The following is a 26,288-nucleotide window of genomic DNA, read 5'->3' as shown; positions in this document are numbered from 1 at the left end:
GGGGTCTCGACCGGCCCTTCTCGCAGTCGGCACACCGACTGGTGCCCGGGCGGGACGAAGGCCCTGGACCCGCTCGACCGGGTGAAAGCGTCGCGAGGTGGGCGCGCCGCAACGTCCGGGCCTGCTGACACCACCGCTCGACACCGAGCCGACCTCCCCGACAGCGCCGAGGAGGCCACCGGGCGGCAGCGCGTCAGGTGGACGGAGTCGGTGTGTTGCGGCGCGCAGCCGGGCGACCGGTCCGTTGTGGACGCGGGGAGCGTGGCGGGATCGTCGACGCCGTGAAGGGAACGACATCCTGACCGGCCGAGTGCAGCGACCCCGGGTCGACACGCGGCGGGTGGCCATGAGCATCCCCCAATCGAGACGATGCCGGCGGAGGAATCCGACAATCCGGCTCCACTTCGCCGATTCCGCCCACCGGACCCGTCGACCCGCCGCAACACTTGCGCAACTCATTGCCCCGCGCGGCGTCGAGGAGGCAGCATCGGCCTTCGCGAATCCTTCTCTATGACGTCCGGCCGTTCCGCGAAGACGGCTCGGGTCCCTGCTCGATGGAGGACGATGATGACGATAGGCAACGCCGCCCATCGTGTCGGTACGCAGCGCAGACGACCGCCCATCGCCAGAGCGCTGGCGGCGGGAGCGGTCGGTGTCGTGACGATGGCGACGGCCGTGGTGATGATCTCGTCGGCGGACGCGGCGGCGAGCACGTTGGGTGCCGCCGCGGCGCAGTCCGGCCGGTACTTCGGCACGGCGATCGCGGCCGGGCGGCTCGGTGACTCGCAGTACAGCACGATCGCCGGGCGCGAGTTCAACATGATCACGGCCGAGAACGAGATGAAGCCCGACGCGACCGAGCCGCAGCGGGGGCAGTTCTCGTTCGGTTCCGGCGACCAGATCTACAACTGGGCCACGCAGCGCGGGCTGAAGGTGCGCGGGCACACCCTGGCCTGGCACGCGCAGCAGCCGGGGTGGATGCAGAGCCTGTCCGGCAGCAGCCTGCGGCAGGCGATGATCGACCACATCAACGGGGTCATGGCCCACTACAAGGGCAAGCTGGCCGCCTGGGACGTGGTGAACGAGGCGTTCAACGAGGACGGCAGCCGCCGGCCGTCGAACCTGCAGGGCACCGGCAACGACTGGATCGAGGTCGCGTTCCGCACCGCCCGCGCGGCGGACCCGTCGGTCAAGCTCTGCTACAACGACTACAACATCGAGAACTGGACGTACGGCAAGACGCAGGGCGTCTACAACATGATCCGGGACTTCAAGAGCCGGGGCGTGCCGATCGACTGCGTCGGGCTGCAGACCCACTTCACCGGCGGCAGCTCGCTGCCGGGCAACTTCCAGACCACCCTGTCGAGCTTCGCCGCGCTCGGCGTGGACGTGGCGTTGACCGAGGTCGACGTGACCAACGCCTCCACCACGCAGTACGCCGGACTGACCCAGGCGTGCCTCAACGTGCCGCGCTGCATCGGCATCACCGTCTGGGGCGTGCGGGACAGCGACTCGTGGCGTTCCAGCGAGAACCCGCTGCTGTTCGACCGCAGCGGCAACAAGAAGCCCGCCTACACCTCCGTGCTCAACGCCCTCAACGGCGCCCCGACCACCCCGACGAGCCCGACCACGACGACCACGGGCACGCCGCCGACCGGCGCCAACCAGATCGTCGGAGCCCAGTCGGGCCGGTGCATCGACGTACCCAACGCGTCGCACAACAGCGGCACCCGGGTGAACCTCTGGGACTGCAACGGCCAGACCAACCAGCAGTGGATGTACACCAGCAGCAAGCAGCTGACCGTGTACGGCAACATGTGCCTGGACGCGGCAGGCTCGGGCAACGGCGCGGCGATCCAGATCTACAGCTGCCACGGCGGCACGAACCAGCAGTGGAACGTCAACTCCAACGGCACCATCAGCGGCGTGCAGTCCGGGCGCTGCCTGGACGTCTGGAGCACCGCCAACGGGGCGCAAGTCCAGCTGTACGACTGCCACGGGCAGATCAACCAGAGGTTCAACCTCGTGCCCATCGGCGGCTGACCCCGGGGCCGGCGTGTCCAGTGCCCGGACACGCCGGCCGCGGATGTGTTGCGCGCGCCTCCGCACTCCGCCTGCTGTGCCGCGTTCGGGATGGCGACGGCGGTCCCGTGCGGGGTTCGGCAGGCGGGATACGTCCACGCGTCGAGTGACGGCACCGGGGATCGCGCGAATCACCTGAACGGCCCGGCTCTGTGCGTCAAGTGACGCGGTGGCGCGCGGCGGTCGACGGCATCGTACCGATCATGGTGTTCACCGGTTCGCAGCCCGCTCCGACCCGGTCGAAGTCGCGCCGGCCCCGGCCACCTCGACCCGAGTTCCGCCACCGCCTGCCCGCACTGCTGGTCTGTCTGGCCCTCGAGGTGGTGTCCGCACACCTCGACCTCCCGACGTGGCTGGACTGCGCGGCTCTGCTCCTGCGGTTCGTCCACGTGTCCGCGCTGACCCGCGCGGCTCCGCGAAGGCTGGTCGGACGCGTCTTCGCCACAGTGGTCGACGAGCTGATCGGCCCGCTCACAACTGTCCACTGTGGATGTCGCAGAGCCGGCGCGACTGACCGGTAGCGGCGCCCATCGCGCCCAGGCACAGTCCGTTGTGGACGTTGGTGGTGGTGTCGTTCGCGTTCAGTCGGCGGGGCCGAGTCGCGAGCGGATGGCGTCGGCACGGGGGTCCGCGAGGGTCGTGCAGATGTCCAGGGCCTCCTGCCAGTGCTGTCGGGCCGCACTCCGGTCACCCGTGCGCTGCTTGAGTTCGGCGAGCTTTTCCAGCACGGGCACCCGGAGTGCGGCGGTCTCGGCCGCGGGCAGTTCGGCGAGTCCGTGCTCCATCCGGGCGATGGCGTCGGCCACCGAACCGCTCGCGGCGAGGGCGGTGCCGAGGCCGACGACCGCCTGTGCCCAGCAATGGCGGTCGCCGACGGTCGTCGCGTGGTCCGCCGCGCGGCGGAAGTGGTCGGCCGCGGCGGCGTGGTCGCCCACGTCCACCAGGGCGTGCCCGAGGTAGCACAGCAGCAGGGCCACGCCCCGGTGGCGTCCGTGGCTCTCGTTGAGGGCGAGCGATCGGCGGTAGCAGGTCATCGCCTCGTCCAGGCGACCGAGTGCGTGCTCGGCGGCACCGATGCCTTCCAGGGCGGTGGCTTCGCCTTGCCAGTCACCGATTTCCCGAGCTCGGCGCAGCGCTCGGCGGTAGGGCGCAACGGCGGCCGAGGGGTGACCGAGCCTGGTGTGGAGGGCGGCGGACTGGATGAGCATCCGCACCTCGGCCACCGCGTCGCCGCACCGAACCGCGGCCTCGACGGCCGGTGCTCCGGCCGAGGTCCACTGCTCGTAGTGGCCGCGGTGGAGGAACAGGCCCCACATCGCCTCGTAGAACTGCCACACCAGGTCGTGCCACCTGTGCGCGACGGCCGTGCGCTGGCAGGCCATGAGGTTCGGCAGTTCGCGCTCCAGCCAGTCCAATGCGGACGCGCGCGTGGGGAACGACTCGGAGGCCGGGACGTGGTAGCGCTTCCCGAGGTGCGGACGCAGCGGTGTCACCACCCGGTCCGCCGCCACGGCGCGGTCCAGGAACCACACCACCACCGACCGCAGCGCCGCGCGCCTGTCCTCCTCGTCGTCCTCCCGCTCGGCCTGGCGCCGTGCGTGCAGGCGCAGCAGGTCGTGGAAGCGGTACCGGTCGGAAGCGGTGTCGGCCACCAGGTTCGCCTCCACCAGCACGCCGAGCAGGTCCTCCGCGTCGGCCTCGGACTCGCCGAGCAGCGCCGCCGCCGCGGCGCGGTCGAAGTCGACGCCGGGGTGCAGGCCCAAACGCCGGTACAGGCGCGCCGCGGCGGGCGGCAGCCAGCGGTAGGACAGGTCGAAGGTGGCGGCGACGGACAACTCGCCGTCCTCGGCGACCAACGCGCGCAGGCGCCTGCGCTCGTCGGTCAGCTCGGTCGCGACGGTGGCCAGCCGCCGGTGGGGTCGCACGACCAGCCGTGCGGCCGTGATGTGGAGCGCGATGGGCATACCGCCGCAGAGCAGCGCGACCTCGCGTGCGGGCACGGGTTCGCCGTCCACGCGTTCCCGGCCGACGGCGCGGCTCAGCAACTCCACCGCGGCGTCCGGGGGCAAGGCGTCGACCGGCACCATGCGCCCACCCGAAGCGATGAGCCCGGCCAGCCGCCTCCTGCTGGTCACCACCACCGCGCTGTGCCGCGATGCCGGTAACAGGGCCTTCACCTGGCTGCTCGAAGCGGCGTCGTCGAGCAGGACGGCGATCACCTTGTCCGCGGTCAGCGAGCGGTACAGGGCCGCTCGGTCGGCCACCTGAGCGGGCAGTTCGCCCGCGGGCACGCCCAACCCGAGGAGGAGGCCGCCCAGGAGCTCGCCCGGCGAGGCGGGTCCCTGCGGTCCGTGCGCCGCCAGATCGGCGTACAACTGGCCACCGGTGAACCGACTCTGCTCGGAGTGCAGCCACCGCAGTGCCAAAGCGGTCTTGCCGACCCCACCGGGGCCGGTCACGACCGCCAGTGTCGGTTCGTCGCGAGTCGGCTCCGCGAGGAGCGCGGTGGTGAGAGCGGCCATCTCCGCGGAGCGGCCGGTGAAGTGGGCCGGCGCGGGGGGTAGCTGTCGCGGAACGACCTCGGTCCTCACGTGGTGCACGTGGATGTCGCCGTGCACGACTCCCGATTGGATCAGGGGACCACGCACCCGGGAAGCTTCGTTGACCACGCCCGGTCGTGAAGGTTCCACGACACACCTCCCCGTCCCGAAGGTTCCGAGGCTAGTGCCGGGGACCTGCTCGTCCAATGCGTGGGTTCGGGGAGATCGCGCTTGTGTCGGAACACCGACCAGAACGACTTCGGCCGCACGTAGCGACAGGCGTGGGCCTCCGGGCGCAGCCGACTGGTGACGTCCACGGCCGGCGCTCCGGAATTCCGGACCCGTCCGCCGGCGTCGACCACTCCAGCAGGGGTTGTGGCCTGTGCTGCGCCGGAATTCCGGATTCTCCGGAAGGCGCGGCGAACAGCTCGACGATTTCTCCTGTCCAGGCTGCCGGTGTTTCCCGTCAGAACCGCGCGGCCGTGATCAGAGGAGTGTCGAGGTGTCGAAACACGTCTACCGCGGTGGGTCCCCGTCGGCTGGTCGCGGCCCGGCGCGGGAGTCGCGGGTGATCGCGTCCGGCGACCCCGTGGCCGAGTACTGGATGAGCCGTCGCGGGAGCCGCAGGGTCCTCGTGGTGGCCCCGCACCTCCAGGCGGTGACGAGGCTGATGGACGTCGTGCCCGTCCTGGAGTCCGATTTCCGGGTGCAGGTCATGCTGACCGTTCCCGAGACCGGCTACCGCTGGGCGGGCGTCGAGGAGCACGTGCGTGGCCTCGGCTGCCTCACCATCCCGTGGCACCAGGCCGTCGACACCCGCTTCGACCTGGCGCTGGCCGCGTGCGACTGGGGCGTGGCCGACCTCGACGCACCGGTCCTGCTGATGTCGCACGGTGCGGGGAGCGTCAGGTCGCGCATCAGCCCCCATCGCGACCCGGCGGGTCACGGCCTGCACGCCGGGCGCCTGGTGCGCGGTGGCGAGGTCGTGCCGGCGGCCCTCGCGCTGGCCACCGATCACGAGGTGGCCGTGCTCGCCGGGAGCTGCGCCGCGGCGCTGCCCAGGGCCGTGGTCGCGGGTGACCCGAGCTACGACCGGCTGCTGGCGGGGCGTCCCTACCGGGACGTGTACCGCCGGGCACTCGGCGCGAAGCCGGGGCAGCGCGTGGTGGTGGTGACCTCGACCTGGTCCGAGCACTCCCTCTACGGCAACGACCCCCTCGTCCTCGACCGGTTGGTGGGCGAGCTCCCCGCCGAGGAACACCTCGTCGTCGCGGTGCTGCACCCGTTCATCTGGCACGGGTACGGCCGTCGCCAGGTGCTGGCGTGGCTGGCGGCGGCGCGGGCGCGCGGTCTGGTCGTGCTGCCGCCGGAGGAGGGGTGGCGGGCGGCGCTGGTCGCCGCCGACCTGGCCGTGGGCGACCACGGCTCGGTGCTCCAGTACGCCGCGGCCTCGGGGGTGCCGAGCCTGATGAACGTCGGATCGCTGGTGGACGTGCGCCGGGGCAGCACGGCCGAGGTGCTGTCGCGGGTCGCGGCGCCGCTGCACCTGGACCGCCCCCTGCTGCCGCAGGTGCGGCGAGCGATCGAGCGGGGCGCCGGGACCGGCCACGCCGAGCTCGCCGCGCGGATCACCTCCCGGCCCGGACAGGCGCTGGGCATCCTGCGCAGGACCTCCTACCGCCTGCTGGGCCTGGAGGAACCGGCACACGCCGTGCCGGTGGCCGCCGTTCCCGCTCCGCGACCACTGCGGTGACCGGATCGTGCGCGCCGGTGGGTCCGCCACCGCCCTGCCCCGGGTCGGGCCGGGCCGGGCGCCGGGTTGGGCAGGGCGGTGGGTCGGGCAGGGCGGCGGGTCGGGCAGGGCGGCGGGTCGGGCAGGGCGGCGGGTCGGGCGGGCGCCGGGTCGAGCCGGGCGGCAGCGGGCGGGCGCCGGGTCGAGCCGGGCGGCAGCGGGCGGGCGCCGGGTCGAGCCGGGCGGCAGCGGGGCGGAGTCGAGGTGCAGGTGTTCCCGCGACGCTCGGCGCGTCGGTCAGCCGGCGGCCAGTTCCCGGGCCACCTCGGCGGCTTCACCCGCGCCGATGCGCTGGTAGATCGCCAGGGCCTCCCGCAACGCCCGGTCGGCCGCCACGCCCTCGCCCAACGCGCGCGCGGCCCGGCCCAGGCCGGCCAACGCCGACGCCTGCTCCAGCGGGCTGGCGATCTCCAGCGCGAGGCGGAGGGCTTCGTCGTGGTGCCTCCGGGCGGTGCGCGGATCGCCGGACGCCAGGTGCCACGCGCCGTAGCTGTTGGAGGTCGCGGCCTTGCCCAGGCGGTCGTCGAGCTTCTGGTAGCCGGCCTCCGCCTCGTCCAGCATGTCCTTGGCCTCCGGGAGCCGGCCGGTCCTGGTGAGCAGGTCGGCCAGCTCCTTGCGCGCCGCCGCCGCGCCCATCGGCTCGCCGAACTCCTCGTAGAGCTCCACCGCACGGCGCAGGGTCCGCTCGCCGAGCGCGAAGTCGCCCAGGTGGTACAGGACGACGCCCAGCTCGATCAACGCCATCGCGATCCCGGCGCGGTCACCCAGTTCCTCGTAGACGCCGAGGGCGAACTCGAAGTCCTCCCGCGCCTCGGCGTGCTGCCCGCGGGCGCGCCGCACGCTCCCGATCACCGAGCACGTCTGCGCCTCGCCGAAGCGGTTCCCCGATGCCCGGTACAGCTCCCGCGCCCGTTTCGCCGCCTCCTCGGCCCGACCGTAGTCGTCGCTGAACAGCCAGGCGTGGCTCAGCCCTTTCAGCGCGGTCGCCTGGCCCGCCCGGTCACCGGCCTCCTCGTAGAGCCGCGACGCGCGTTCGTTGGCGGCGATGCTCTCGGGGTACTCGTCCCGGTAGTAGTGCAGCGTGCCCAGTTCCACGAGGACCGCGGCCACCTCCCTGAGGTTGCCGTCCCGCTCGTGGGTCGCGAGCGCCTGGGAGAACGCGTTGTGGGCGTCCACCTGCTCGCCGGTCTGCATCCAGATCTGCCCGAGGCACATCATCGCGTGCGCCAGGCTCGTCCGGTCCCCCAGCTCGGTGAAGATGCGACCGGCGGCGCGCAGCGCGTCCTGCGCCTCGTCGTAGAGGTCCGCCTGGAAGGCCGCCTTGCCCAGGTTGAGCAGGGTCTGGCCCTCGGCGTCCACGTCGTCGACCACCCGCGCCGCCGCGGCCGCGCGCCGGTGCAACCCCAGTGCGAGGTCCCACGGTCCGGTCCGCCTCAGGTAGGGGGCCAGGCAGAGGGTCAGGCCGACGATCCGGCCCGCGTCGCGCGTGGCCTCCAAGCAGGACAGCAGGTTCGCCCGTTCCTGGTCGAACCAGCTCATCGCCGCGGGGTCGTCGGGGATCTCGGGCACCGCGCCGGTGAACCAGTTGGGGATCTCCTCGCCCCGGGAGCCGTGGACGAGGACGTCGCCCGCGACGCCCGCGGCCTGCTCGTAGAAGTCCAGCATCGAACCGAGCGCCGTGGCGAGCTCCGCCGGGTCGTCGTCCTCCAGCAGGTCCAGCACGTACTGGGTGATGAGGTCGTGCATGTCGAACCGGTCCAGGACGAGTTCGTCCACCAGGTGCTCGTTGTACAGCGCGGTGAGGTGCTCCTGGGCCTCGTCGACGCCGACCCCGCAGAGCGCCGCCGTGCTGTAGCGCTCGATGCCCTCCCGCGGGTGCAGGCCGAGCAGCCGGAAGAAGCGCTGTCGCTCCGGTGGCAGGTCGCGGTAGGACAGTTCGAAGGCCGCGGCCACCGCCTGGTTGCCCGACCGCAGCGCGGACAGCCGCCGGCCCGCCTCGGTGAGTTCCTCGACGAGGCGGCCGACGGTCAGCGCCCTGCGGTTGCGGAAGCGGGCGGCCAGGATCGTCAGCGCCAGCGGCAGCCCGCCGCACAGCTCGGCCACCGCGGTCAGCGCCTCCGGTTCGGAGATCGGCCGCGCCGCCGCCCTCCGGAACAGCTCCTCCGCCTCCCCGGTCGGCAGCGGCTCCAGGTCGACGGGCACCGCGTCCAACCCCAGGAGCCTGCGCCTGCTGGTCACCAGGACCAGGCAGCGGCCCTCCCCGGGCAGCAGCGGCTCGACCTGTTCGTCGTCCGCGGCGTTGTCCAGGACGAGCAGCACCCGCTTCCCGGCCAGCGCACTCCGCCACAGTGCCGACCGGCGGTCGAGGTCGGCGGGCAGGTCGAGCGGGTCGACCCCCACCGCCGTCAGCAGGGAGGCCAGCGCGTCGTGGGGGGCGACCGGTTCGCTCGTCGGGCTGTGCCCGTGCAGGTTGAGGAACAGCTGCCCGTCGGGGAACCGGTCGGCGAGCCGGTGGGCCGCGTGCAGGGCGAAGGTGGTCTTGCCGACACCGGGCATGCCGTCCACCGCGTGCACCGCGACGACGCGGTGCGCGTCGTCCAGCCCGTCGACGGCGTCGACGAGCAGCGCGAGCTCGCCCTCACGGCCGGTGAAGGCGTGCGTGTCGCGGCGCAAGGTGTTCAGCGGCAGCGCGGGAGAGACCGGGCCCGGTGCGGGGGACGTCGACTCGCGGGAGGCGATGTCCCCGAGGTGGTCGTGCAGCCGCACCAGTTGCTCGTACGCCGAGCGGATCGCCTTCCGGCGCTCGTCCACGACGGCCGTGTCCGTGCCCAGCGCTTCCAGGCACTTGTCGACGTAGGCGTCGACCAGCTCGGACTTGGGCGGTAGGGCGCCCTGGCCGTTCTCCAGCTCCGACAGGGTGGAGTCGGAGCTGCCGATGGCCTTGGCGAGCGTCTTCTGGGACAGCCGGGCGGCCCCGCGCAACGACCTGAGCCGTTCGCCGAAGTCCCGCCGCGCGGCCTGCCACACGTCCGCGGCGTCCACTCCTGGCATTCGCGTCGACTCCCGTCCTCGACGAAACCCGGCCGGTGGACCCGCCGCGGGGCCCTGCCGTGCTCTGCGGTGACTGGCAACCCAACCGTCGTGGCATCGCGCCGTCAACGCCTTACTGCGGTTACGCCCTCGTCGGGCAGCGCAGCTCACCCGCACGGCGGAGCACCAAGGGGTCGGTGTTCGAGCAATGCCGTAACCAAACTTCGAGCAATGCCGTAACGAAACACGGTGCGAATTCGTTTGTCCCGCGCAGTCGACCAGTCCGCAGAATTGCGTTGTCGCGCCCCCGTCCCGTGCGTTTCGGTGAGGGTGTTCCGGACTTCGTGTGGGGTGTGATGTGGCCGGCTTCGATGACCGGGTTCCGCCGGTCGGCCAGGTCGGCAGGGCGTCCGGCGGTTCGCACGTCATCCAGGCCGGCGGGGACGTCACGATCCACGGCCCCCTGTCGGCGGAACCCGGCCCGCTCCCGCCGGGACTCGGCCGCGTCCCCGTCACGTCGGGGGTGTTCGTCGGCCGCGAGGACGAACTGGCGCGGTTGGCCGCGTGGGCCGACCGCACGGCCGTCGTGGTGCACGGACCCGCGGGCGTGGGCAAGAGCGCCCTGGTGGCGCGGTTCGCCGAGCTGCACGCCGACCGGTTCGCCCCGGTGTGGTGGGTCACCGCGGACTCGCCGGACGCGCTCGACGCGGGGCTCGCGGAACTGGCCCTGGCCTTGGCCCCGCACGTCACCGGCACGCACCGGGTCGAGACGAGCCTGCGCTGGCTCGCCGCCCACGACGACTGGCTGCTCGTGCTCGACGACGTGACCGACCCGGACCACGTGGCACGACGGCTGGCGCGAACCCGCACCGGGACGGTGGTGATCACGTCTCGCCGCCACGACTGGCCGGACCTGCGAGCCGTGGCGGTGGGTGCCCTGCCCCGGCACGACGTGGTGGAACTCCTGCGCCGGCACGTGTTGCGTGCGTGGCCGGAGGCGGACCTGACCGGCTCCCGCGCCCTGTGCGCGGCGCTGGGCTGGCAGCCGCGCGCGGTCGTCCAGGCCGCCGCCCACCTCGCACAGCACCACCTGGCGCCGCGGGTCCACCTCGCCCGCCTGGAGCGGTTCCCGGGGTGGACGCCCGCCACGTCGAGCGACGCGGTGCCGCGCCTCGTGGCGGACTTCGACGCGAGCCTCGACCACGAGGTGCGCTGCCGGATCATCTGGGAACTGGCGAAGACGGGCACGACGGCGGCGAAAGAAGCCTTGCGGTCCCTGCGCCCCCGCTACGACATCGAACAACTCGCGATCAACGAAGCGCTCGAGTTCTGAGCGCCGTCAACCAGAGGGAACTCCCGTGAGAAGTCGACCACGGTCTGCCTGGTCCGCCGTGCTGGCGGTGGCCCTCGTCGGGTGCGGCGCCGCCTGCACCACGTCGGAACCGAGCGCGGCGCCGTGCGCGCCGTTCGCGCTGGGCGCCGAGGTGTACGCGGACGTCGGCACCCTGACGAACACCAGGAACACCGGCGCCCGCTCCGTGATCGTCCTCGACGAGCAGCACGCGTCACGCGTCGGGCAGGTCGAACTGGCCATCGTGCTCAACCGCCTGCACCAGACCGCCGGCCTGCGCCACGTCGCGCTGGAGGGCAGCGTGGTGGAGAAGCCGCAGCCGACCCTCGACTGGTTCACGTCCTTGCCGGACCAGGGGATCCGCCGCGCCGTGGCGCTCCAACTGCTCAAACAGGGCGAGGTCGGCGCCGCCGAGTTCGCCGCGATGGTCCTGCCCGACGTCCGCCTGCACGCCATCGAGCACGAGCAGGAGTACCAGGTCGGCAAGTCCGGTGTGGACGATCGCGGCTACACCGGGTACCTGACCGCCATCGCGTTGAAGAGCATGACCGCCGACCAGATCCAGCAGGCCACCGCGCTGATCGACCAGGGCAAGAACGACGAGGGCATCGACTTCATCATCGCCTCGAACCCGTGGACGAGCGAGCGCGGCAAACTGCTCCAACGGAAGTCCCCGATCGTCGGCAGCGGCGAGATGCGCAAGCTCGGGACCGAGTTGGAGGAGAAGGCCCGCCAGGTGGGCGCCGAGGTCGGCGAGTACCGGGAAGACCTGCGCGCGGCCCAGGAGTTCTTCGACGCGGCCACCCGACGCAGCACGACGATGGCCGACCTCGCGACGGAGGTCGCGACCCGCCAGGGGTGCGCCCCGATCGCCATGAACGTCGGCGCGGCCCACTCCGCCGAGGTGGCGGAGTCCCTGGCCCGGCGGGACGTCTCCTACTCCGTCGTCTCGCCGACGAACCTGACCCTGGACTGGGTGAACGGCAGCCTGTCCCGAGAGGCGTTCACCCGCAAGCTGTCCGGCCGGTCCGTAGACCCGGCCGGTGCCGTCGGCGCTCTCCTCGACGGCCGCCGCAAACCGCCCCCGACCAGCCAACAGGACTGGTTCAAGGCCAAAGCCCAACTGGCCTACGCCACCGTCGTCATCACCCGCGCCGCAGTGGCGGCCCGCTCGGGCGGCGGCGGCGCCAAGCCACCGTTCAACCTGACCCCGGGCGCCCTGGGCCTGGGCGACGAGGGCCCCGAAGCCCCACGCATCGCCATCGACCTGACCACCGTGGAGACGGTGGACGACGACGTCCTGTTCAAGGCCACCCTCCGCGACCGCAACGCCGACGTGTGGGTCAAGGCCGGCCTGACCACCCCCGCCGACGACCCGAGCTCGTCGCAAACCCTCGAGCAGGCCTTGAAGCAGATCCTGGAGGACCTGAAGAAGACCGCCCCCGCGACCGAACCGCCGGCCCCGGCCAAGCCCGAGGCCGTCCCCGTGATCCCCGGCCTGAACGCCGCCATCGCGACCACCAAGGAGGACGCCATCACGGCGGTGATCTGATCCGCGATCGAGCCTTCACCCGTCCTCGGTGAGCGCCGTCATGGCCTTTCGAGGAGTTGGGCGGCCAACAGGTCGGTGGCCCAGGCCTCCCAGTCGTCCACCGGCCAGGCGCGGTCGCGGGTGAGGACCAGGAACAGTTCGGGGCTGAGCAGGGCGTAGAGGACGTCCGCCGCGCGCTTCGCCGGGAGGTCGCGCGCACCCGGTTTGGCCACCAGGGCCTCGGCCGCCGCGAGGTGCACGGCGTGCCGGGGGTCGTCGCGCTCCGGCCACACCTCCCGCAGGTCGGGGTGGGCGGCCACGGCGGTGCGGACCATGTCGGTGACCGCCGCGACCCGCTCGAGCACGGCCCGGGTGCCGCGGACCAGCGCGGTCAGGGCGGTGCGGGCGTCGGGCGCGTCGACCACCTCGGCGAACCACGGCCGGTCCAGCGTGGCGACCGGTTCGTCGTCGCCCGCGATCGCCACGTCGACCAGTTCCTTCAACAGCGTCGGCTTGTTGCGGAAGGTGAAGTAGATCGTCTGCACCGCCACGCCCGCCCGATCGGCGACCTGCTGCAACGTGGTCGCGCCGTACCCGTCGGCCACGAACAGCTCCGTGGCCGCGTCGAGGATCGCGCGCCGCGTCCGACTCGCCCGTGCCGACCGGGTGCCCTTGACATCGCCCATGACTGGAGCTTACCTCTAGAGGTGAACTCTAGAGTTGGACTCTAGCGAAAGGGGCGGCATGACGATCAGCAACCAGCAGCAGGCCGAGGCGTGGAACGACTGGGAGGGCAAGCTCTGGGCCGACGAGCCCGAGCGCTACGACGCGATGATGGAGGCGTTCACCGCGCCCCTGTTCACGGCGGCCGACCTCCACGCCCACCACCTCGTCCTGGACGTGGGCTGCGGCACCGGGCGCACCACGCGCCTGGCGGCCCGACGCGCCGAGCGGGGCCACGTCCTGGGCATCGACCTGTCCGAGCCGATGCTGGCGCGCGCCCGCCGTGACGCCGCCGACCTGACCAACATCGCGTTCGTGCAGGGCGACGCCCAGGTGCACCCGTTCCCGCAGGCGCACTTCGACCGGATCATCAGCCGGGGCGGCGTGATGTTCTTCGCCGACCAGGTGGCGGCCTTCACGCACCTGCGCACCGCACTGGCCCCGGGCGGACGGCTGGCGTTCCTGTGCCCGAGACCCGGCGGCCCCGACAGCGCCTACACCCGGGCGACGGCCCCGCTCGCGCCCCACCTGCGCGAAGCGTCCCCCGCGGCACGCGGCATGGGCTCGCTGTCCGACCCGACGCGCACACGGGAAGTACTCGCGGCATCGGGCTTCAAGGACATCGAGATCACCCCCGTGGACGCCGACATGGACTTCGGCGCCGACGCCCGTGACGCGGCGGACTTCATCCTCCGCATGGGTCCGACGCACCACAACCTGCGCACGGCGGACCCGTCCACAGTGGCCGACCTGCGTGACCGACTCGAGCGGTCACTGGCCGAATTCGAGACGGCGCAAGGCGTCCTCATCCGGGGCGGGGTGTGGATCGTGACCGCCACGCCGTGAACCGGCTCGGCGCGCGGGGACGCCCGGAGGTCGGTGCCGTGACGGTCAGTCGTTCGAGTCCGCCTGATCGAGCGACTGACCGTCACCGCGGCGCGGAACTAGCGTCGGACGCGGCGGCGGTCCGATTCGAACGCGGAGGTGCGGCGATGTGGGGTCGATCGTGGACGGTGCTCGCGCTGGCCGGTGTGCTGGTCGGTGGGGACGCGGTTGCGCCCGCGGTGGCCGGTGACCGGCGGACGGCGACGGTGGAGGTGACGGCCAAGCGGACGTTGATGTCGGCGCCCGCGAACATCTCCGTGGGCCTCGGGTTCGTCAGCGGCGGCGAGTTGTTCGACGGCGCGGGCCGGGCGAAGGTCGGCGAGGGGTTCTCCCACTGCGGCGTGGTGTCGGTGTCCGTGGCGGTGCCGCCGGAGGTGACGGCGCACTGCACCTCCATCTTCCGCATGGCGGACGGCGAGCTGCACCTGTCCAGCCTGCGCCACTACAAGTCCACCGCCGCCGGTTTCGACGACACCGCCATGGCGATCATCGGCGGCACCGGCAAGTACGCCGCCGCCCGCGGCGAGGGCAAGGTCACCCGCGCCTCCGCCGCGAACCGGAACGACGTGAACTACCTCTTCCGCCTCGAGGTCATCGACGGGTGAGCCGCAGTTCGCCACCGACGCGGACGGTCCGGTCGCGGCGGTTGTCCACGACGACCAGGTGCCCGCCGTGCCACTGCCCGCAGGCCAACGGGATCCGGGCCACCCCGGGGGCGGGGCCGCGCGCCCAATCCAGCGTCCCGGCCAGGGTGTCCCGCCGCAGGTTCGCCAGCACTTCGGCCGTGCCCGCGCGGGACTCCGCCGCGCAGGCGGCGTGGCAGGCGACCTCGAGGGCGGCGTGGGCCACGCCCAGCGGTTGCGACCACGGCGTTCCCGTCGCGGCCTCGTAGGCGACAGCCAGGTCCCGACCCCTGCCGTCGTGGTGCCCGGGGGTCCAGTAGACGATCGTGGCGACCCGGTCCAGCAGGTCGTGCGCGGCCACGCTGAACGGGTAGGTCAGCCACCGCGAACAGGTGATCAGCCGGGGTCGGGCGCGCCGAACGGCCGCGGCCAGGTCGGCGGCGGTCGCGGCGGACGTCACCACCTCCACGTCGCCCAGGTCCGGCAGGTCGGCGGCGTGCTCGCGGTAGGGCAGGTCGACCAGCGTGTGCCCGCGCGCCTCGGCGACCGGCCGGAACCACCGGCGCAACGCCGTGCCCTGGGTGCCGTCGTTCCACAGGCACCCCACTCGCCGCGCCGGTCCCAGGTGCTCCCACAGGTCGGTGAACACGTCGGCGATGTCGTCCAGGCCCCAGCTGAAGTGGAACGCCCAACCGGGCCGGTGGTCGTCGTCGAACACCTCGGCGTGGAACACCTGCCACGGCAACGTCGTGGACACGCACGGCACCTCCCGCTCGGTGCACGCACGCGCCACGGCGGGCAACGTCCGCGTGCCGCCCAGCGTCACCACCACCCGCGCACCGGCGTCGGCCAGCGACAGCGCGGCGGCACGGGCGCCGTCGGGCGTGGAGGCGCTGTCGCGCACCAGCACGTCCACCGGCCACGACAGGGCGCGGGCGACGAAGTCCAGCGGCACACCCAACGGCGCGAGCCTCCCGGTCGCCGCGAGGACGACCCCGATCAGCGGTCGTGACACGGCGGGCACCGTAGCGACGCCCCGGTGTCCACGATCGGGCGAACCCGTGGGTCGCGGTGCGGGCCGGCCGCCCGCCCGGTGCCCGGGGGAACATTCGTCCAAGCCGCGCAGGAGCGTGGGCGGCGAGAGTGCGCTCATGAACGTGATCCACGTGTACCAGGACGGACCGGCCACCGTGCCCGCCTTCACCACGACCCGCACCAGGGTGGGATGAACCGTGCGCGTCCTAGTCTCCGGCGCCGGTGTCGCCGGGCCGGTGTTGGCGTACTGGCTCGCCAGGCACGGCTTCTCGGTGACGGTCGTCGAACGCGCGTCCGCGCCGCGCCGGACCGGTGGCCACGCCGTCGACCTGTACCGGCCCGCGATGGAGATCTCCGACAGGATGGGCGTCCTCCCGCAGGTCGAGCAGCGGGCCACCGGCACGCACCGGATGACCCTGCACCGGGAGGGCGTGCGACGGCCCGTGCGGGTGAACCTCGCCAAGGTCTTCCACGCCACCTCGGACCGGCACGTCGAGATCATGCGCGACGACCTCAGCGAGATCTACCGCGACGCCTCCCGCGACGACGTCGAGTACGTCTTCGGCGACTCGATCACCGCGATCTCCTCCACCGGCGAGGTGCGGTTCGAGCGGGCCGCGCCGCGCCGTTTCGACCTGGTCGTCGGCGCGGACGGGCTGCACTCGACCGTGCGCCGCCTGGTCTTCGGCGACGAGTCCCGCTTCAGCGCGTTCATCGGGGCCCACCTCGGGGTGTTGACCGTGCCCGACACGGCCGGCCTCGACGGCGAACTCCGGCTCCACGTCGGCGTCGGCCGCACCGCCGGCGTGTACGGCGCACGGCACCTCGGCGAGGCGCGGGCGTTGTTGCTGTTCCGCAGCGAACGTGAACTCGACTTCGACCGCGAGGACGTGCCGCGGCAGAAGGAGTTGCTGCGCACCGCGTTCACCGGCCTGCACCCGGACGTCGACCGCGTGCTGGCCGAGCTGGACCACACCCCGGCGTTCTACTTCGACTCGATCACCCAGCTCCGCATGGCCACCTGGTCACGCGGGCGGGTGACGCTCGTCGGCGACGCAGGCTACAGCCCCGGGCCGGCGGTGGGCGGCAGCACGACCCTGGCCGTCGTCGGCGCGTACGTGCTGGCGGGCGAGCTGGCGAGAGCCGGCGGCGACCACGAACGCGCCTTCCCCGCCTACGAACGGGCGATGGCCGGATACGTGCATGGCAGTCGGGCGGCGGCGTTGCGGGCGGCGAGGACCCTCATCCCCAGGTCCCGGCTCGCGGTCCATGGATTGGCCCACGCCGCCCGGCTGATCTCCGCCCTGCCCGCAGGCCCTGGCCGGGCCTTGCTCCGCCTGACGTCCAAGACCGCACGCGTCCACAACGGGACGACCATCGACACCTACTCCGAACCCGCCTGAACCTGCTCGACGGCGACCTTCACGGGCGCTCAACTCCTTCGCAGGTCCATAAAGAGTGAATATAAAAGTGCTATGCTTCAGGCGTGGGTGCAGGAAGCGCTCGTGGCGCGGCCATCGGCGCGGCCCTCTACGGGCTGGCGACCAGGGCGGTGAGACGCCTGCCCCGGGACATGAGCCTGACGTCCGCCGCCACCCTGGCCACCCTCGACCGGACGGGACCGCGGCGCATCACCGATCTGGCCGCGGTCGAGGGCGTCACCCAGCCCGCGATGACCGCCCTGGTCCGGGTGCTGGAGGAGTCCGGCCTGGTCGAGCGGCGGGGTGACGCGTCCGACAGGCGGGTCACGCTGGTGTGCCTGACCGAGGCGGGCGCCTCCTACGTCCGGACGCGGCGGCAGGCGGGCGTCCACGCGTTCGAGCGGTTGATCGGCGAGCTGACCGACGACGAGGTCGAGGCGCTGGCGGCGGCCCTTCCGGCGCTGGAGCACCTGGCAGAACTCGAGAACCGCGAAGGACCGGAGCAGTGACCGGGCAGCGGTCGGCAGCATCGGCGCGATGGCGATCACGACGCTGACGAGCCTCGCCCTCGCCCGACGCTCGTCCGAGACCAACCCGCAAGTTCAGACCCACTCATCTGGAGGTTCCATGCCCAAGGGCTACTGGGTCAGCGCCTACCGCACCATTTCCGACCCCGAGAAGCTGGCCGCCTACAACGAACTGGCCGCTCCGGCGGTCCGGGCCGGGGGCGGACGGGTCCTCACCCGCGGCAGTCGGGTCGTGGCGCACGACGCCGGGATCGCCGAGCGCACCATCGTGATCGAGTTCGACAGCTTCGAGCAGGCGGTCGCGGCGCACGAGAGCGCGGCTTACCAGGAGGCACTGGCCGCCCTCTCCGACGGCGTCGAGCGCGACTTCCGCATCGTCGAAGGCATCGACTGACCGCGGGTCGGTCGGACGATCGCAACCCCGAGGTCGGGTACACCGACCGGCGCGGCCGGGCCTGGAGATCTGAGTCGTCCACGAGGGTGTCCGTTTCCGCTCGCGGGTGCCTCGGCAGCGGCCGTCCTCAGTGGACGCGCAGCCGGCGGGCAGACGCGCCGGCGTCACACGTTCGTGGCATCGACAGCCCCGGCGCCGGCTCCAAGACTGACCGGGCGAACGTCCCCGCACGCCCACTGGAAGGGGCCCGCCATGCCGCACGTCCGAACCGCGCTCACCATCGTCGCCCTGAACCTGGTGGTGGTCGGCTTAGTCGCGCCGGCCACCGCGCACGCCGCGGTCGACCAGCAGTGCGTCCTCAGCGAGGTCGTCACCTACGACCCGCCCCTGACCGACACCCCGCAGACGGTCACGTTCCGCGTCAGCGGACAGCTGTTCAACTGCACCGGCTCCTCCGCTTCCACCGGCAGCTACGCCGAGTCGGGCACGGTCACCGGCGCGACCTGCACGGGCACGCTGTCCCCGGGCAGCGGGACCCGCGTCTTCACCTGGACCAACAGCGCGATCGCGCCCAGCACCTTCTCCTACAACCGGACCGCCACCCGCGTCGGCGGCAACATCCAGGTCGTGGCGGTCGGGTCGATCACCGCCGGCACGTTCACCCCCGACCCCGCGAAGTCCGTCGGCCTCGGCGCGCATCCCGACCCCACCGCGTGCGCCACCGCGGGCGTGTCCCGCCTGACCGCCGCCGGGAGCCTCACGATCGGCCTCTGACCGGGGCGGATACAGCAGCCGGCGTGGAGAATTCCTGGAGCTCGCCGAAACGCCCGGCCGGTCGCGGGCGACAACCGGGTAGCACGAGCGTTCGGACGAATCTCCGGTGGAGCGGACGGTGTACCGGTTCGGGGACTGCCTGGTGGACCCTCGCCGGTTCGAGCTGCGGCGCGGTGGTGACCGGGTGCACCTCGAACCGCAGGTGTTCACGCTGCTGGTGCACCTGATCGAGCACCGCGACCGGGTGGTGGCCAAGACCGAGCTGCTCGACGCCGTGTGGGGCGACCGGTTCGTCAGCGACTCCGCGCTGACCAGTCGGGTCAAGAGCCTGCGGCGCGCCGTGGGCGACGACGGGAACAGCCAGCGCGTCGTCGCCACGGTGCACGGCGTGGGCTACCGGTTCGTCGCCGAGGTCGCCGAACCCGGCGGGGACGGACCCGTCGACCGGACCCAGCACATCCGGTACTGCATGTCCTCGGGCGGCGTGCGGGTGGCGTTCGCGACCTCGGGTGCCGGTCCGCCGCTGGTGAAGGCCGCGAACTGGCTCACCCACCTGGACCTGGAGTGGGCGAGCCCGATCTGGTCGCACTGGCTCGACGGGCTCTCCCGAAGGCATCGGCTGGTCCGCTACGACGAGCGCGGCTGCGGCCTGTCGGACTGGGAGGTCGCCGACCTCGGCTTCGACGCCTGGGTGGACGACCTGGAGGCCGTGGTGGACGCGGCCGGCCTGGACCGGTTCCCGCTGCTGGGCGTCTCGCAGGGCGGGGCGGTCGCGATCGCCTACGCGGTCCGGCACCCCGAGCGCGTGTCCCGGCTGGTGCTCGTGGGCGCGTACTGCCGGGGGCGCCTGGCGCGGGCGCGGACGCCGGAGGAGCGCGAGGAGGCCGAGCTGGACCTCCAGCTGGGTCGGATCGGGTGGCGCCGCGACGACCCGACCTTCCGCCAGGTGTTCGCCTCGCAGTTCCTGCCCGACGGCACGCGCGAGACGTGGGACGCCTTCAACGACCTCCAGCGCGCGACGACGTCGACCGCGAACGTGGTGCGGTTCCTGGACGCGTTCGCGCGCATCGACGTGTCCGCGCTCGCCCCGCGCGTGGCGTGCCCGACGCTGATCCTGCACTCGCGCGGCGACCTGCGCGTCCCGTGCTCGCAGGCCCAGGAGCTGGCGGCGCTCGTCCCGGGCGGCGAACTGCGGTTCCTGCCCAGCCGCAACCACGTGCTGACCGCCGACGAGCCCGCGTGGCCGGTGTTCCTGGCCGAGGTCGAGCGGTTCCTGGGCACCGGCCCGGCCTGATCCCCACCCCAGCTCCACGAGAACTCCACGCCCCGCCGCACCCGGTCGCCGCACGCTGTCGCTCCACTCGTCCCGAGCGAAAGGAGCCGATCATGGCGTCCATCCCGAACCTGCCCGTCGTGCTCGACGTGTCCTCCGTGACCGCCACCCGCAACGGCGGCCTCGGCGCGGCCGAGCCGTACCTGCTGACCGTGCCGTTCCAGGTCGACGGCACGACCATGCGGGTCGTGGCGCGCGCCGACGGGAAGCTGGTGCTGCGCGGCGACCCGATCGTCCGCCGGACCGCGAGCCGGCACGGCAACATCGCGCCGATCCGCGACGGCGAGACCAAGCCGGTGCCCGACTCCGTCGGCCGGTTCGCCACCACCCTGCGCCCCATCCCCCTGCCCGGCGACCTCGGGCAGCTGGTCGTCGGCGGCGCGTCCGGCGTCGTGGGCATGGTCTACGTGCTCAACGAGGAGGACGGCCTCAGCGACGCCTCCGTCCTGGCCGGCTACGACACGCTGGTCGAGCAGTTCACCGCCGAGCTGCGCAAGGTGATCGCCGGGATCGTCATCGACCCGGCCAACCCGGGCACCACCCCGTTCACCATCAGCGAGGAGGTCAAGGCGGCGATCACGGAGCGGATCTCGGCTCGCGTGCGGGCCACGATCCTCGCCAACTCCGGGCTCGTGCTCAACCCCGACGACCCCATCGGCAGCGACGTGCTGGTGTTCACCGAGGCGAGCCTGGTGGCCGACCCGTCGCAGCCGTTCAGCAAGCGGTTCGACGAGGGCGTGCCGGGCGACTGGACCGTGCGCGGCTCGGCGACGGCGACGGTGCCGCCCGACTTCACCCGGCGTCGGCGGGTCGCGCTGGACCTGGACAAGCTCACCTGCGTGACGCCCACCGGGATCGGGGATCGGCCTTACCTGTGGAACGCGGTGTTCACCATCGACGGGAGCACGGTGTCGCTCGGACCGGACCTGCGGCTGCGCGGCACGGCCGCGGTGCTGACCCACCAGGGCAGCCACGGCAACCTCGGCCCCGGGCCGGTGGTCGCGGGGCAGGTGGTGCCGATCCCGGACGCGGTCGGCCGGTTCACGCCGGTGCTGGACCTGATCCCGTTCCCGGCGGGGCTGCGGGACTCGCTGGTCGGCGGGATCTCCGGGGTCCTCGGCTGCGTGTCGGTGCTGCTGGAGCAGGACCTGGTCGCCGACGACCCGGCCGAGGCCGGTCACCGGGCGTTCGACGCCGAGGTCCAACGGGCGCTGGACGAGCTGATCCCGACCCTGGGCGTCGGCGGCGCCGGCCTGAGCCCGGACGACCAGGCCGCGCTGGGCGAGCGGATCGCGCGGAAGGTGCGCGAGGCGATCCTGGAGGAGGGCAACGTGCTGGAGGACATCTTCGCGGGCCTCGACCCCGACGACGTCGTCGGCTTCCGGGTCCTCCTGTTCACCCACGCCGGCCTGCTGGACGACGGGCAGCAGTCGGTCACGGTGACGTTCGACCGGACCGGCAACTACACCATGACCACCACGGTCACCGCGACCGCGGTGTGACGGGAGCGGCCGCCGGGTGTCCAGGGGGCACCCGGCGGCCGGTGCGGCACGACCGGTTTCCGCCCGCCGGGCCACTGTCCATTCCGGACACTACGGCGGGGTTGCCGTCGTCGACGTGCGACTTCGCCGCACTTCTGCTGAGCTCTAAAGTTTCGGCCGAAGAGCGCAAAGTTCGACCTTTCCGGTCGCTGGCGTGACGGCTCTTCGTGTGAATCAGGGGGCGTTTCCGTCCGCCCCGGTTCATACCTGTGAACTGCGAAGACACCGAAACGGCACGGATGTTGACGTCTTCCTGAGATCCTCCTACGGTCTCCCCACCGGATCGACCTGTCGGAAAGTGATTCGATAGTTTCGGTCTTCACGAGGACGTGAGCGGGGGTACCTGGTCGATGGTGAACAGGACGACGGACGTCGCGGTGGCGCCCGGGGGCGGTACCGGTTCGACAGCCGCCGGCCGGGCCGGCGCGGTCTGGCGGGACGTCACCCTGCCCGTCGCGCAGCGGGTCGACGCGCTCGTCGACGCGATGACGTTGGACGAGAAGCTCGCCCAGCTCGTCGGCGTCTGGGTCGGGGCGGAGCCGTCCGGGGAAGGCGTCGCACCGCATCAGCACGACCTGGCCGGCGACCCCGGGGAGTGGGCGGAGGTCATCGCGTCCGGGCTCGGTCAGCTCACCCGCCCGTACGGCACCCGCCCCGTCGACCCGGTGGCCGGCGCCCGGTCGTTGGCCGCGTCGCAGCGGCAGGTGGTCGACGCCAACCGGTTCGGCATCCCGGCGCTGGTGCACGAGGAGTGCCTGACCGGGTTCGCCGCCTGGCGCGCCACCGCCTACCCCGCGCCGCCTTCGTGGGGCGCCTCGTTCGACCCGGACCTGGTGGCCGAGATGGCGGGGCTGATCGGCCGCTCGATGCGGGCGGCCGGCGTGCACCAGGGGCTGGCGCCGGTCCTGGACGTCACGCGCGACTACCGCTGGGGCCGCACCGAGGAGACCATCGGCGAGGACCCGTACCTCGTCGGCACGGTCGGCACGGCGTACGTGCGCGGCCTGGAGCGGTCCGGTGTCGTCGCCACGCTCAAGCACTTCGCCGGCTACTCGGCCTCCCGCGCCGGGCGCAACCTCGCCCCGGTGGCCATCGGCCCGCGCGAGTTCGCCGACGTGGTCCTGCCGCCGTTCGAGATGGCAGTGCGCGACGGCGGCGTGCGGTCGGTCATGCAGTCCTACACCGAGATCGACGGGCTGCCGTCCGCGGCCGACGCCGGGCTGCTCACCACCCTGCTGCGCGACACCTGGGGTTTCACCGGCACGGTGGTCGCCGACTACTTCGCCGTCAAGTTCCTGGAAACCCTGCACGGGGTGGCCGAGGACGAAGCCGACGCCGCCGCGCTGGCCCTGGCCGCCGGCGTGGACGTCGAGCTGCCGACCGTGCGCTGCTACGGCGTGCCGCTGCGCGAAGCGGTCCGACGCGGCGACGTGGACGAGGGGCTGATCGACCGGGCGCTGCGCCGGGTGCTGCGCCAGAAGGTGGAACTGGGGCTGCTGGACCCGGACTGGTCGCCCCTGCCGGAGGACGTGGACGAGCTCCGGCTCGACTCGCCGGAGGCGCGGGACGTCGCGCTGCGCCTGGCGCGGGAATCCGCAGTGCTGTTGGCCAACGACGGCGTCCTGCCGCTGCGGCCGGGCATTCGGCTGGCCGTGGTCGGCCCCCTCGCGGACGACCCGATGGCGATGCTGGGCTGCTACTCGTTCCCCGCGCACATCGGCGTGCACCACCCGGAGGCCGGGCTGGGGCTGGAGATCCCGACCGTGCTCTCCGCGTTGCGCGACGCGGTGGCCGACGCGGGCGGGGGCGCGGTGACCCACGCGAAGGGCTGCGAGGTCTCCCCCAAGCCCGACACAGACGGGGACCCCGACGCCGGCGCGCACGACGGCATCGCCGCCGCGGTGGCGGTGGCACGGGACGCTGACGTGTGCGTCGTCGCGGTCGGCGACCTGGCGGGGCTCTTCGGGCGCGGCACGTCGGGCGAGGGGTGCGACGCGACCGACCTGCGGCTGCCCGGCGCCCAGGCGGACCTGGTCCGCGCCGTCCTCGCCACCGGCACGCCGGTCGTGCTGCTGCTGATCACCGGACGGCCGTACGCGATCGGCGACCTGGTCGACGGCGCGGCGGCGGTCGTGCAGGCCTTCTTCCCGGGGCAGCTCGGCGGCCGGGCGTTGGCGGACGTGCTGACCGGCGCGGTGTCGCCCTCGGGACGGCTGCCGCTGGGCATCCCGCGCGACCCCGCCGGCCAGCCGGGCACCTACCTGTCCGCACCGCTCGGGCGGCGCTCCGAAGTGTCCAACGTGGACCCGACGCACGTGTTCCCGTTCGGCCACGGCCTGGGCTACGACACGTTCACCTGGTCGCCCGTGCGCGTGGTGTCGGGCGACCGCCCGTGGACCACCGACGGCGAGGTCGAGCTGGAACTGGACGTGCGCAACCCCGGCACGCGCCCCGGCGCGGACGTGGTGCAGCTGTACCTGCACGACCCCGTCGCCCAGGTGACCCGCCCGGTCGTGCGGCTCGTCGGCTACGCGCGGGTGGAGTTGGCCGGCGGCGCGTCGGCCCGCGTCACCTTCCGCGTGCCGGCCGACGTCACCTCGTTCACCGGTCGGGACGGCAGGCGCGTGGTGGAGCCGGGCGCGGTGCAGCTGCGCGTGTCCCGGTCGAGCGCGGACGTGCACGAAGCGGTGGACCTGCGGCTGGACGGCCCGCTGCGCGAAGTGGACCACACGCGCCGTTGGCTCACCGCCGTGTCGGTCACCCACGAGGAGGTGCGGCGGGCGTGACCACCCAGACCCGCGAACCGGCGACCACGGCCCCGCCGGACCCCGGAAAACCACCGGGGAAGCCGAAAGCTCCCCGGTACCGGACCACGTGGCGCAAGGCGTTCAAGCGCGACTGGCAGCTCTACTCGCTCGCGGTCCTCCCGCTGCTGTTCTTCCTGGTCTTCCGGTACGCGCCGATGCTCGGCAACGTCATCGCGTTCCGCAAGTTCGTGCCCGGCGGGAGCATCTACGGCGAGACGTGGGTGGGCCTGCGGTACGTCAAGCTGTTCATCAAGGACCCGAACTTCTGGGAGGTCTTCGGCAACACGATGGCGCTGGGCGCGCTGACGCTGGTGGTCACCTTCCCGCTGCCGATCGTGCTCGCGCTGCTGCTCAACGAGGTGCGCTCCCGCTACTTCAAGCGGTTCGTGCAGACGGTGTCGTACCTGCCGCACTTCCTGTCCATCGTGATCGTGGCCGGCATGGTCATGCAGCTGGTGTCGCTGGAGGGCACGGTCAACCAGGTCGTCCGCGCCTTCGGCGGCGACGCGGTCCCGTTCATCCAGGAGCCGGGCTGGTTCCGCACGATCTACGTCTCCTCCGAGGTGTGGCAGACCGTCGGCTGGGGCACGATCCTCTACCTGGCCGCGCTGACCACGATCGACGCGCAGCTCTACGAGGCCGCGCGGATCGACGGCGCGAACCGGTGGCAGCAGACCTGGCACGTGACGCTGCCGGGCATCCGCCCGACGATGGTCACGTTGCTGATCCTCAACACCGGCACGTTCCTGGCGGTCGGCTTCGAGAAGGTCCTGCTGCTCTACAACCCGCTGACCTACCCCACCGCGGACGTCGTGTCGACCTACCTCTACCGGGTCGGGTTGGTGTCCAACAACTTCAGCTACGCCGCCGCGATCGGCCTGTTCGAGTCGGTCATCGGCCTGACGCTGGTGCTGTCCGCCAACGCGATCTCGCGCCGAGTGGTGGGGACGAGCCTGTGGTGACCAAAGCCCTCAAGCACGACGACAAGAAGCCCGCGGCCACCCGCACCCCGCTGGACGACTCCCGCGGCTACCGCGTCTTCCGCGTCGTCAACACGGTCGTGCTGCTCTGCGTGGCCGCGGTGACGCTGTACCCGCTCGTCACCATCGTGGCCCAGTCGTTCAGCAGCGAGCTCTACATCCGCACGGGCCAGGTCAACCTGGTGCCGCGCGGGTTCAACCTCGACACCTACGAGCTCGTCGCGGCCGACCCGGCGTTCTGGAACAGCTACCTCAACACCGTCGTCTACACCGTGACCGCGACCGCCATCTCGATCGTGCTCACCACGATCTACGCGTACGTGCTGTCCAAGCACCGGCTCAAGGGCCGCGGCCTGCTGATCGGCGTCGCGGTGTTCACGATGTTCTTCAACGGCGGCCTGATCCCCAACTACGTGCTGGTCAACGGCCTCGGCCTGACCAACACGATGTGGGCGGTCGTGCTGCCCAACGCGATCAGCGTGTTCAACCTGCTGGTCATGAAGGCGTTCTTCGAGAGCCTGCCCGCGGAGCTGGAGGAGGCCGCCGCGATCGACGGCCTGAGCACCTACGGCATCCTGCTGCGGATCGTGCTGCCGCTGTCGAAGGCCGTGCTGGCCACGATGGTCCTGTTCTACGCGGTGGCGAACTGGAACTCGTGGTTCCCGGCGTTCCTCTACCTCGACCGCGCGGACCTGTTCCCGGTCACCGTGTACCTGCGCAACATGATCGCCGGCGCCACCTCGGCGACGTCGGTCGGCGCGGTCGAGTCCAACGCGGTGGCCATCTCCGCCAACATCAAGGCGGTGACGATGGTGCTGACCGTGCTGCCCATCGTCGTCGTCTACCCGTTCATCCAGCGCTACTTCGTGTCGGGCGTGATGCTCGGCGCGGTCAAGCAGTAGCGCACGCGCTGGGCGTC

Annotated in this window: 20 protein-coding genes; 16 read left to right on the top strand and 4 right to left on the bottom strand. The window is 72.4% G+C overall.

Annotated features, from left to right (window positions below):
- The first annotated feature begins 567 nt into the window (after window positions 1-567).
- Both DFJ66_RS40110 and DFJ66_RS40105 read left to right on the top strand, forming a co-directional pair.
- Window positions 568-2,043: an endo-1,4-beta-xylanase gene (locus DFJ66_RS40110; RefSeq protein ID WP_121229762.1), complete on the top strand. Its 1,476-nt coding sequence runs from the start codon at window positions 568-570 to the stop codon at window positions 2,041-2,043.
- A 242-nt stretch (window positions 2,044-2,285) separates the two neighbouring features.
- Window positions 2,286-2,603, top strand: a complete 318-nt coding sequence (locus tag DFJ66_RS40105) for a hypothetical protein (protein WP_147459524.1) — start codon at window positions 2,286-2,288, stop codon at window positions 2,601-2,603.
- A 60-nt stretch (window positions 2,604-2,663) separates the two neighbouring features.
- On the opposite strand, the gene DFJ66_RS40100 is transcribed toward DFJ66_RS40105, so the two are convergent.
- The gene (locus DFJ66_RS40100) at window positions 2,664-4,673 is read right to left on the bottom strand and encodes a tetratricopeptide repeat protein (protein ID WP_147459523.1); all 2,010 of its coding nucleotides are present in this window, start codon (window positions 4,671-4,673) and stop codon (window positions 2,664-2,666) included.
- 451 nt (window positions 4,674-5,124) lie between these two features.
- Here DFJ66_RS40100 and DFJ66_RS40095 point away from each other — a divergent pair, with 451 nt between their 5' ends.
- A complete protein-coding gene (locus DFJ66_RS40095; RefSeq protein ID WP_246030114.1) occupies window positions 5,125-6,375 on the top strand; it encodes a hypothetical protein in 1,251 nt (416 codons plus the stop codon).
- A gap of 276 nt (window positions 6,376-6,651) precedes the next feature.
- Here the strand turns inward: DFJ66_RS40095 and DFJ66_RS40090 are convergent, their stop codons facing one another.
- Window positions 6,652-9,465, bottom strand: a complete 2,814-nt coding sequence (locus DFJ66_RS40090) for an ATP-binding protein (RefSeq protein ID WP_170200015.1) — start codon at window positions 9,463-9,465, stop codon at window positions 6,652-6,654.
- A 337-nt stretch (window positions 9,466-9,802) separates the two neighbouring features.
- Between DFJ66_RS40090 and DFJ66_RS40085 the strand changes: the two genes are divergently transcribed.
- Both DFJ66_RS40085 and DFJ66_RS40080 read left to right on the top strand, forming a co-directional pair.
- Window positions 9,803-10,777 carry an ATP-binding protein gene (locus DFJ66_RS40085; RefSeq protein ID WP_170200013.1) on the top strand — a complete coding sequence of 325 codons (975 nt, stop codon included), beginning with the start codon at window positions 9,803-9,805 and terminating at the stop codon, window positions 10,775-10,777.
- 25 nt (window positions 10,778-10,802) lie between these two features.
- A complete protein-coding gene (locus DFJ66_RS40080) occupies window positions 10,803-12,347 on the top strand; it encodes a hypothetical protein (protein ID WP_147459521.1) in 1,545 nt (514 codons plus the stop codon).
- A gap of 38 nt (window positions 12,348-12,385) precedes the next feature.
- On the opposite strand, the gene DFJ66_RS40075 is transcribed toward DFJ66_RS40080, so the two are convergent.
- Window positions 12,386-13,012, bottom strand: a complete 627-nt coding sequence (locus tag DFJ66_RS40075) for a TetR/AcrR family transcriptional regulator (RefSeq protein WP_121229752.1) — start codon at window positions 13,010-13,012, stop codon at window positions 12,386-12,388.
- A 58-nt stretch (window positions 13,013-13,070) separates the two neighbouring features.
- Between DFJ66_RS40075 and DFJ66_RS40070 the strand changes: the two genes are divergently transcribed.
- Entirely contained in the window at window positions 13,071-13,895 is an 825-nt protein-coding gene (locus DFJ66_RS40070; RefSeq protein WP_121229750.1) for a class I SAM-dependent methyltransferase, read from the top strand.
- A gap of 146 nt (window positions 13,896-14,041) precedes the next feature.
- A complete protein-coding gene (locus DFJ66_RS40065) occupies window positions 14,042-14,539 on the top strand; it encodes a hypothetical protein (RefSeq protein WP_121229748.1) in 498 nt (165 codons plus the stop codon).
- Here the strand turns inward: DFJ66_RS40065 and DFJ66_RS40060 are convergent.
- Window positions 14,526-15,572 carry an ABC transporter substrate-binding protein gene (locus tag DFJ66_RS40060; protein ID WP_170200010.1) on the bottom strand — a complete coding sequence of 349 codons (1,047 nt, stop codon included), beginning with the start codon at window positions 15,570-15,572 and terminating at the stop codon, window positions 14,526-14,528. The two genes, DFJ66_RS40065 and DFJ66_RS40060, sit on opposite strands and share 14 nt — an antisense overlap.
- A 217-nt stretch (window positions 15,573-15,789) precedes the next feature.
- Between DFJ66_RS40060 and DFJ66_RS40055 the strand changes: the two genes are divergently transcribed.
- From DFJ66_RS40055 to DFJ66_RS40015, 9 genes are all read left to right on the top strand, one after another.
- The gene (locus DFJ66_RS40055) at window positions 15,790-16,995 is read left to right on the top strand and encodes an FAD-dependent monooxygenase (protein WP_121229744.1); all 1,206 of its coding nucleotides are present in this window, start codon (window positions 15,790-15,792) and stop codon (window positions 16,993-16,995) included.
- A gap of 83 nt (window positions 16,996-17,078) precedes the next feature.
- Window positions 17,079-17,522, top strand: coding sequence for a MarR family winged helix-turn-helix transcriptional regulator (locus tag DFJ66_RS40050; RefSeq protein ID WP_246030113.1), 444 nt, complete (start codon window positions 17,079-17,081; stop codon window positions 17,520-17,522).
- Between the two features lie 118 nt (window positions 17,523-17,640).
- The gene (locus DFJ66_RS40045) at window positions 17,641-17,934 is read left to right on the top strand and encodes a DUF1330 domain-containing protein (protein ID WP_121229740.1); all 294 of its coding nucleotides are present in this window, start codon (window positions 17,641-17,643) and stop codon (window positions 17,932-17,934) included.
- A 252-nt stretch (window positions 17,935-18,186) separates the two neighbouring features.
- Window positions 18,187-18,708 carry a hypothetical protein gene (locus DFJ66_RS40040; protein WP_121229738.1) on the top strand — a complete coding sequence of 174 codons (522 nt, stop codon included), beginning with the start codon at window positions 18,187-18,189 and terminating at the stop codon, window positions 18,706-18,708.
- A 106-nt stretch (window positions 18,709-18,814) separates the two neighbouring features.
- Window positions 18,815-20,002 (top strand): alpha/beta hydrolase, encoded by a 1,188-nt coding sequence (locus DFJ66_RS40035; RefSeq protein WP_246030112.1) that lies wholly within the window; start codon window positions 18,815-18,817, stop codon window positions 20,000-20,002.
- A gap of 92 nt (window positions 20,003-20,094) precedes the next feature.
- Window positions 20,095-21,543 carry a hypothetical protein gene (locus tag DFJ66_RS40030; RefSeq protein ID WP_121229736.1) on the top strand — a complete coding sequence of 483 codons (1,449 nt, stop codon included), beginning with the start codon at window positions 20,095-20,097 and terminating at the stop codon, window positions 21,541-21,543.
- Window positions 21,544-21,935: 392 nt separating this feature from the next.
- The gene (locus tag DFJ66_RS40025) at window positions 21,936-24,368 is read left to right on the top strand and encodes a beta-xylosidase/alpha-l-arabinosidase (RefSeq protein WP_425471105.1); all 2,433 of its coding nucleotides are present in this window, start codon (window positions 21,936-21,938) and stop codon (window positions 24,366-24,368) included.
- Window positions 24,365-25,351: an ABC transporter permease gene (locus DFJ66_RS40020; protein WP_121229731.1), complete on the top strand. Its 987-nt coding sequence runs from the start codon at window positions 24,365-24,367 to the stop codon at window positions 25,349-25,351. Before DFJ66_RS40025 ends, DFJ66_RS40020 begins: the two co-directional genes overlap by 4 nt.
- The gene (locus tag DFJ66_RS40015) at window positions 25,348-26,271 is read left to right on the top strand and encodes a carbohydrate ABC transporter permease (RefSeq protein ID WP_246030111.1); all 924 of its coding nucleotides are present in this window, start codon (window positions 25,348-25,350) and stop codon (window positions 26,269-26,271) included. Before DFJ66_RS40020 ends, DFJ66_RS40015 begins: the two co-directional genes overlap by 4 nt.
- Window positions 26,272-26,288: the final 17 nt, after the last annotated feature.

Source organism: Saccharothrix variisporea (assembly GCF_003634995.1).
Lineage (GTDB): Bacteria > Actinomycetota > Actinomycetes > Mycobacteriales > Pseudonocardiaceae > Actinosynnema > Actinosynnema variisporeum.
The sequence above is the reverse complement of the archived record's forward strand: the minus strand, read 5'-3'. Positions and strand labels throughout refer to the sequence as shown.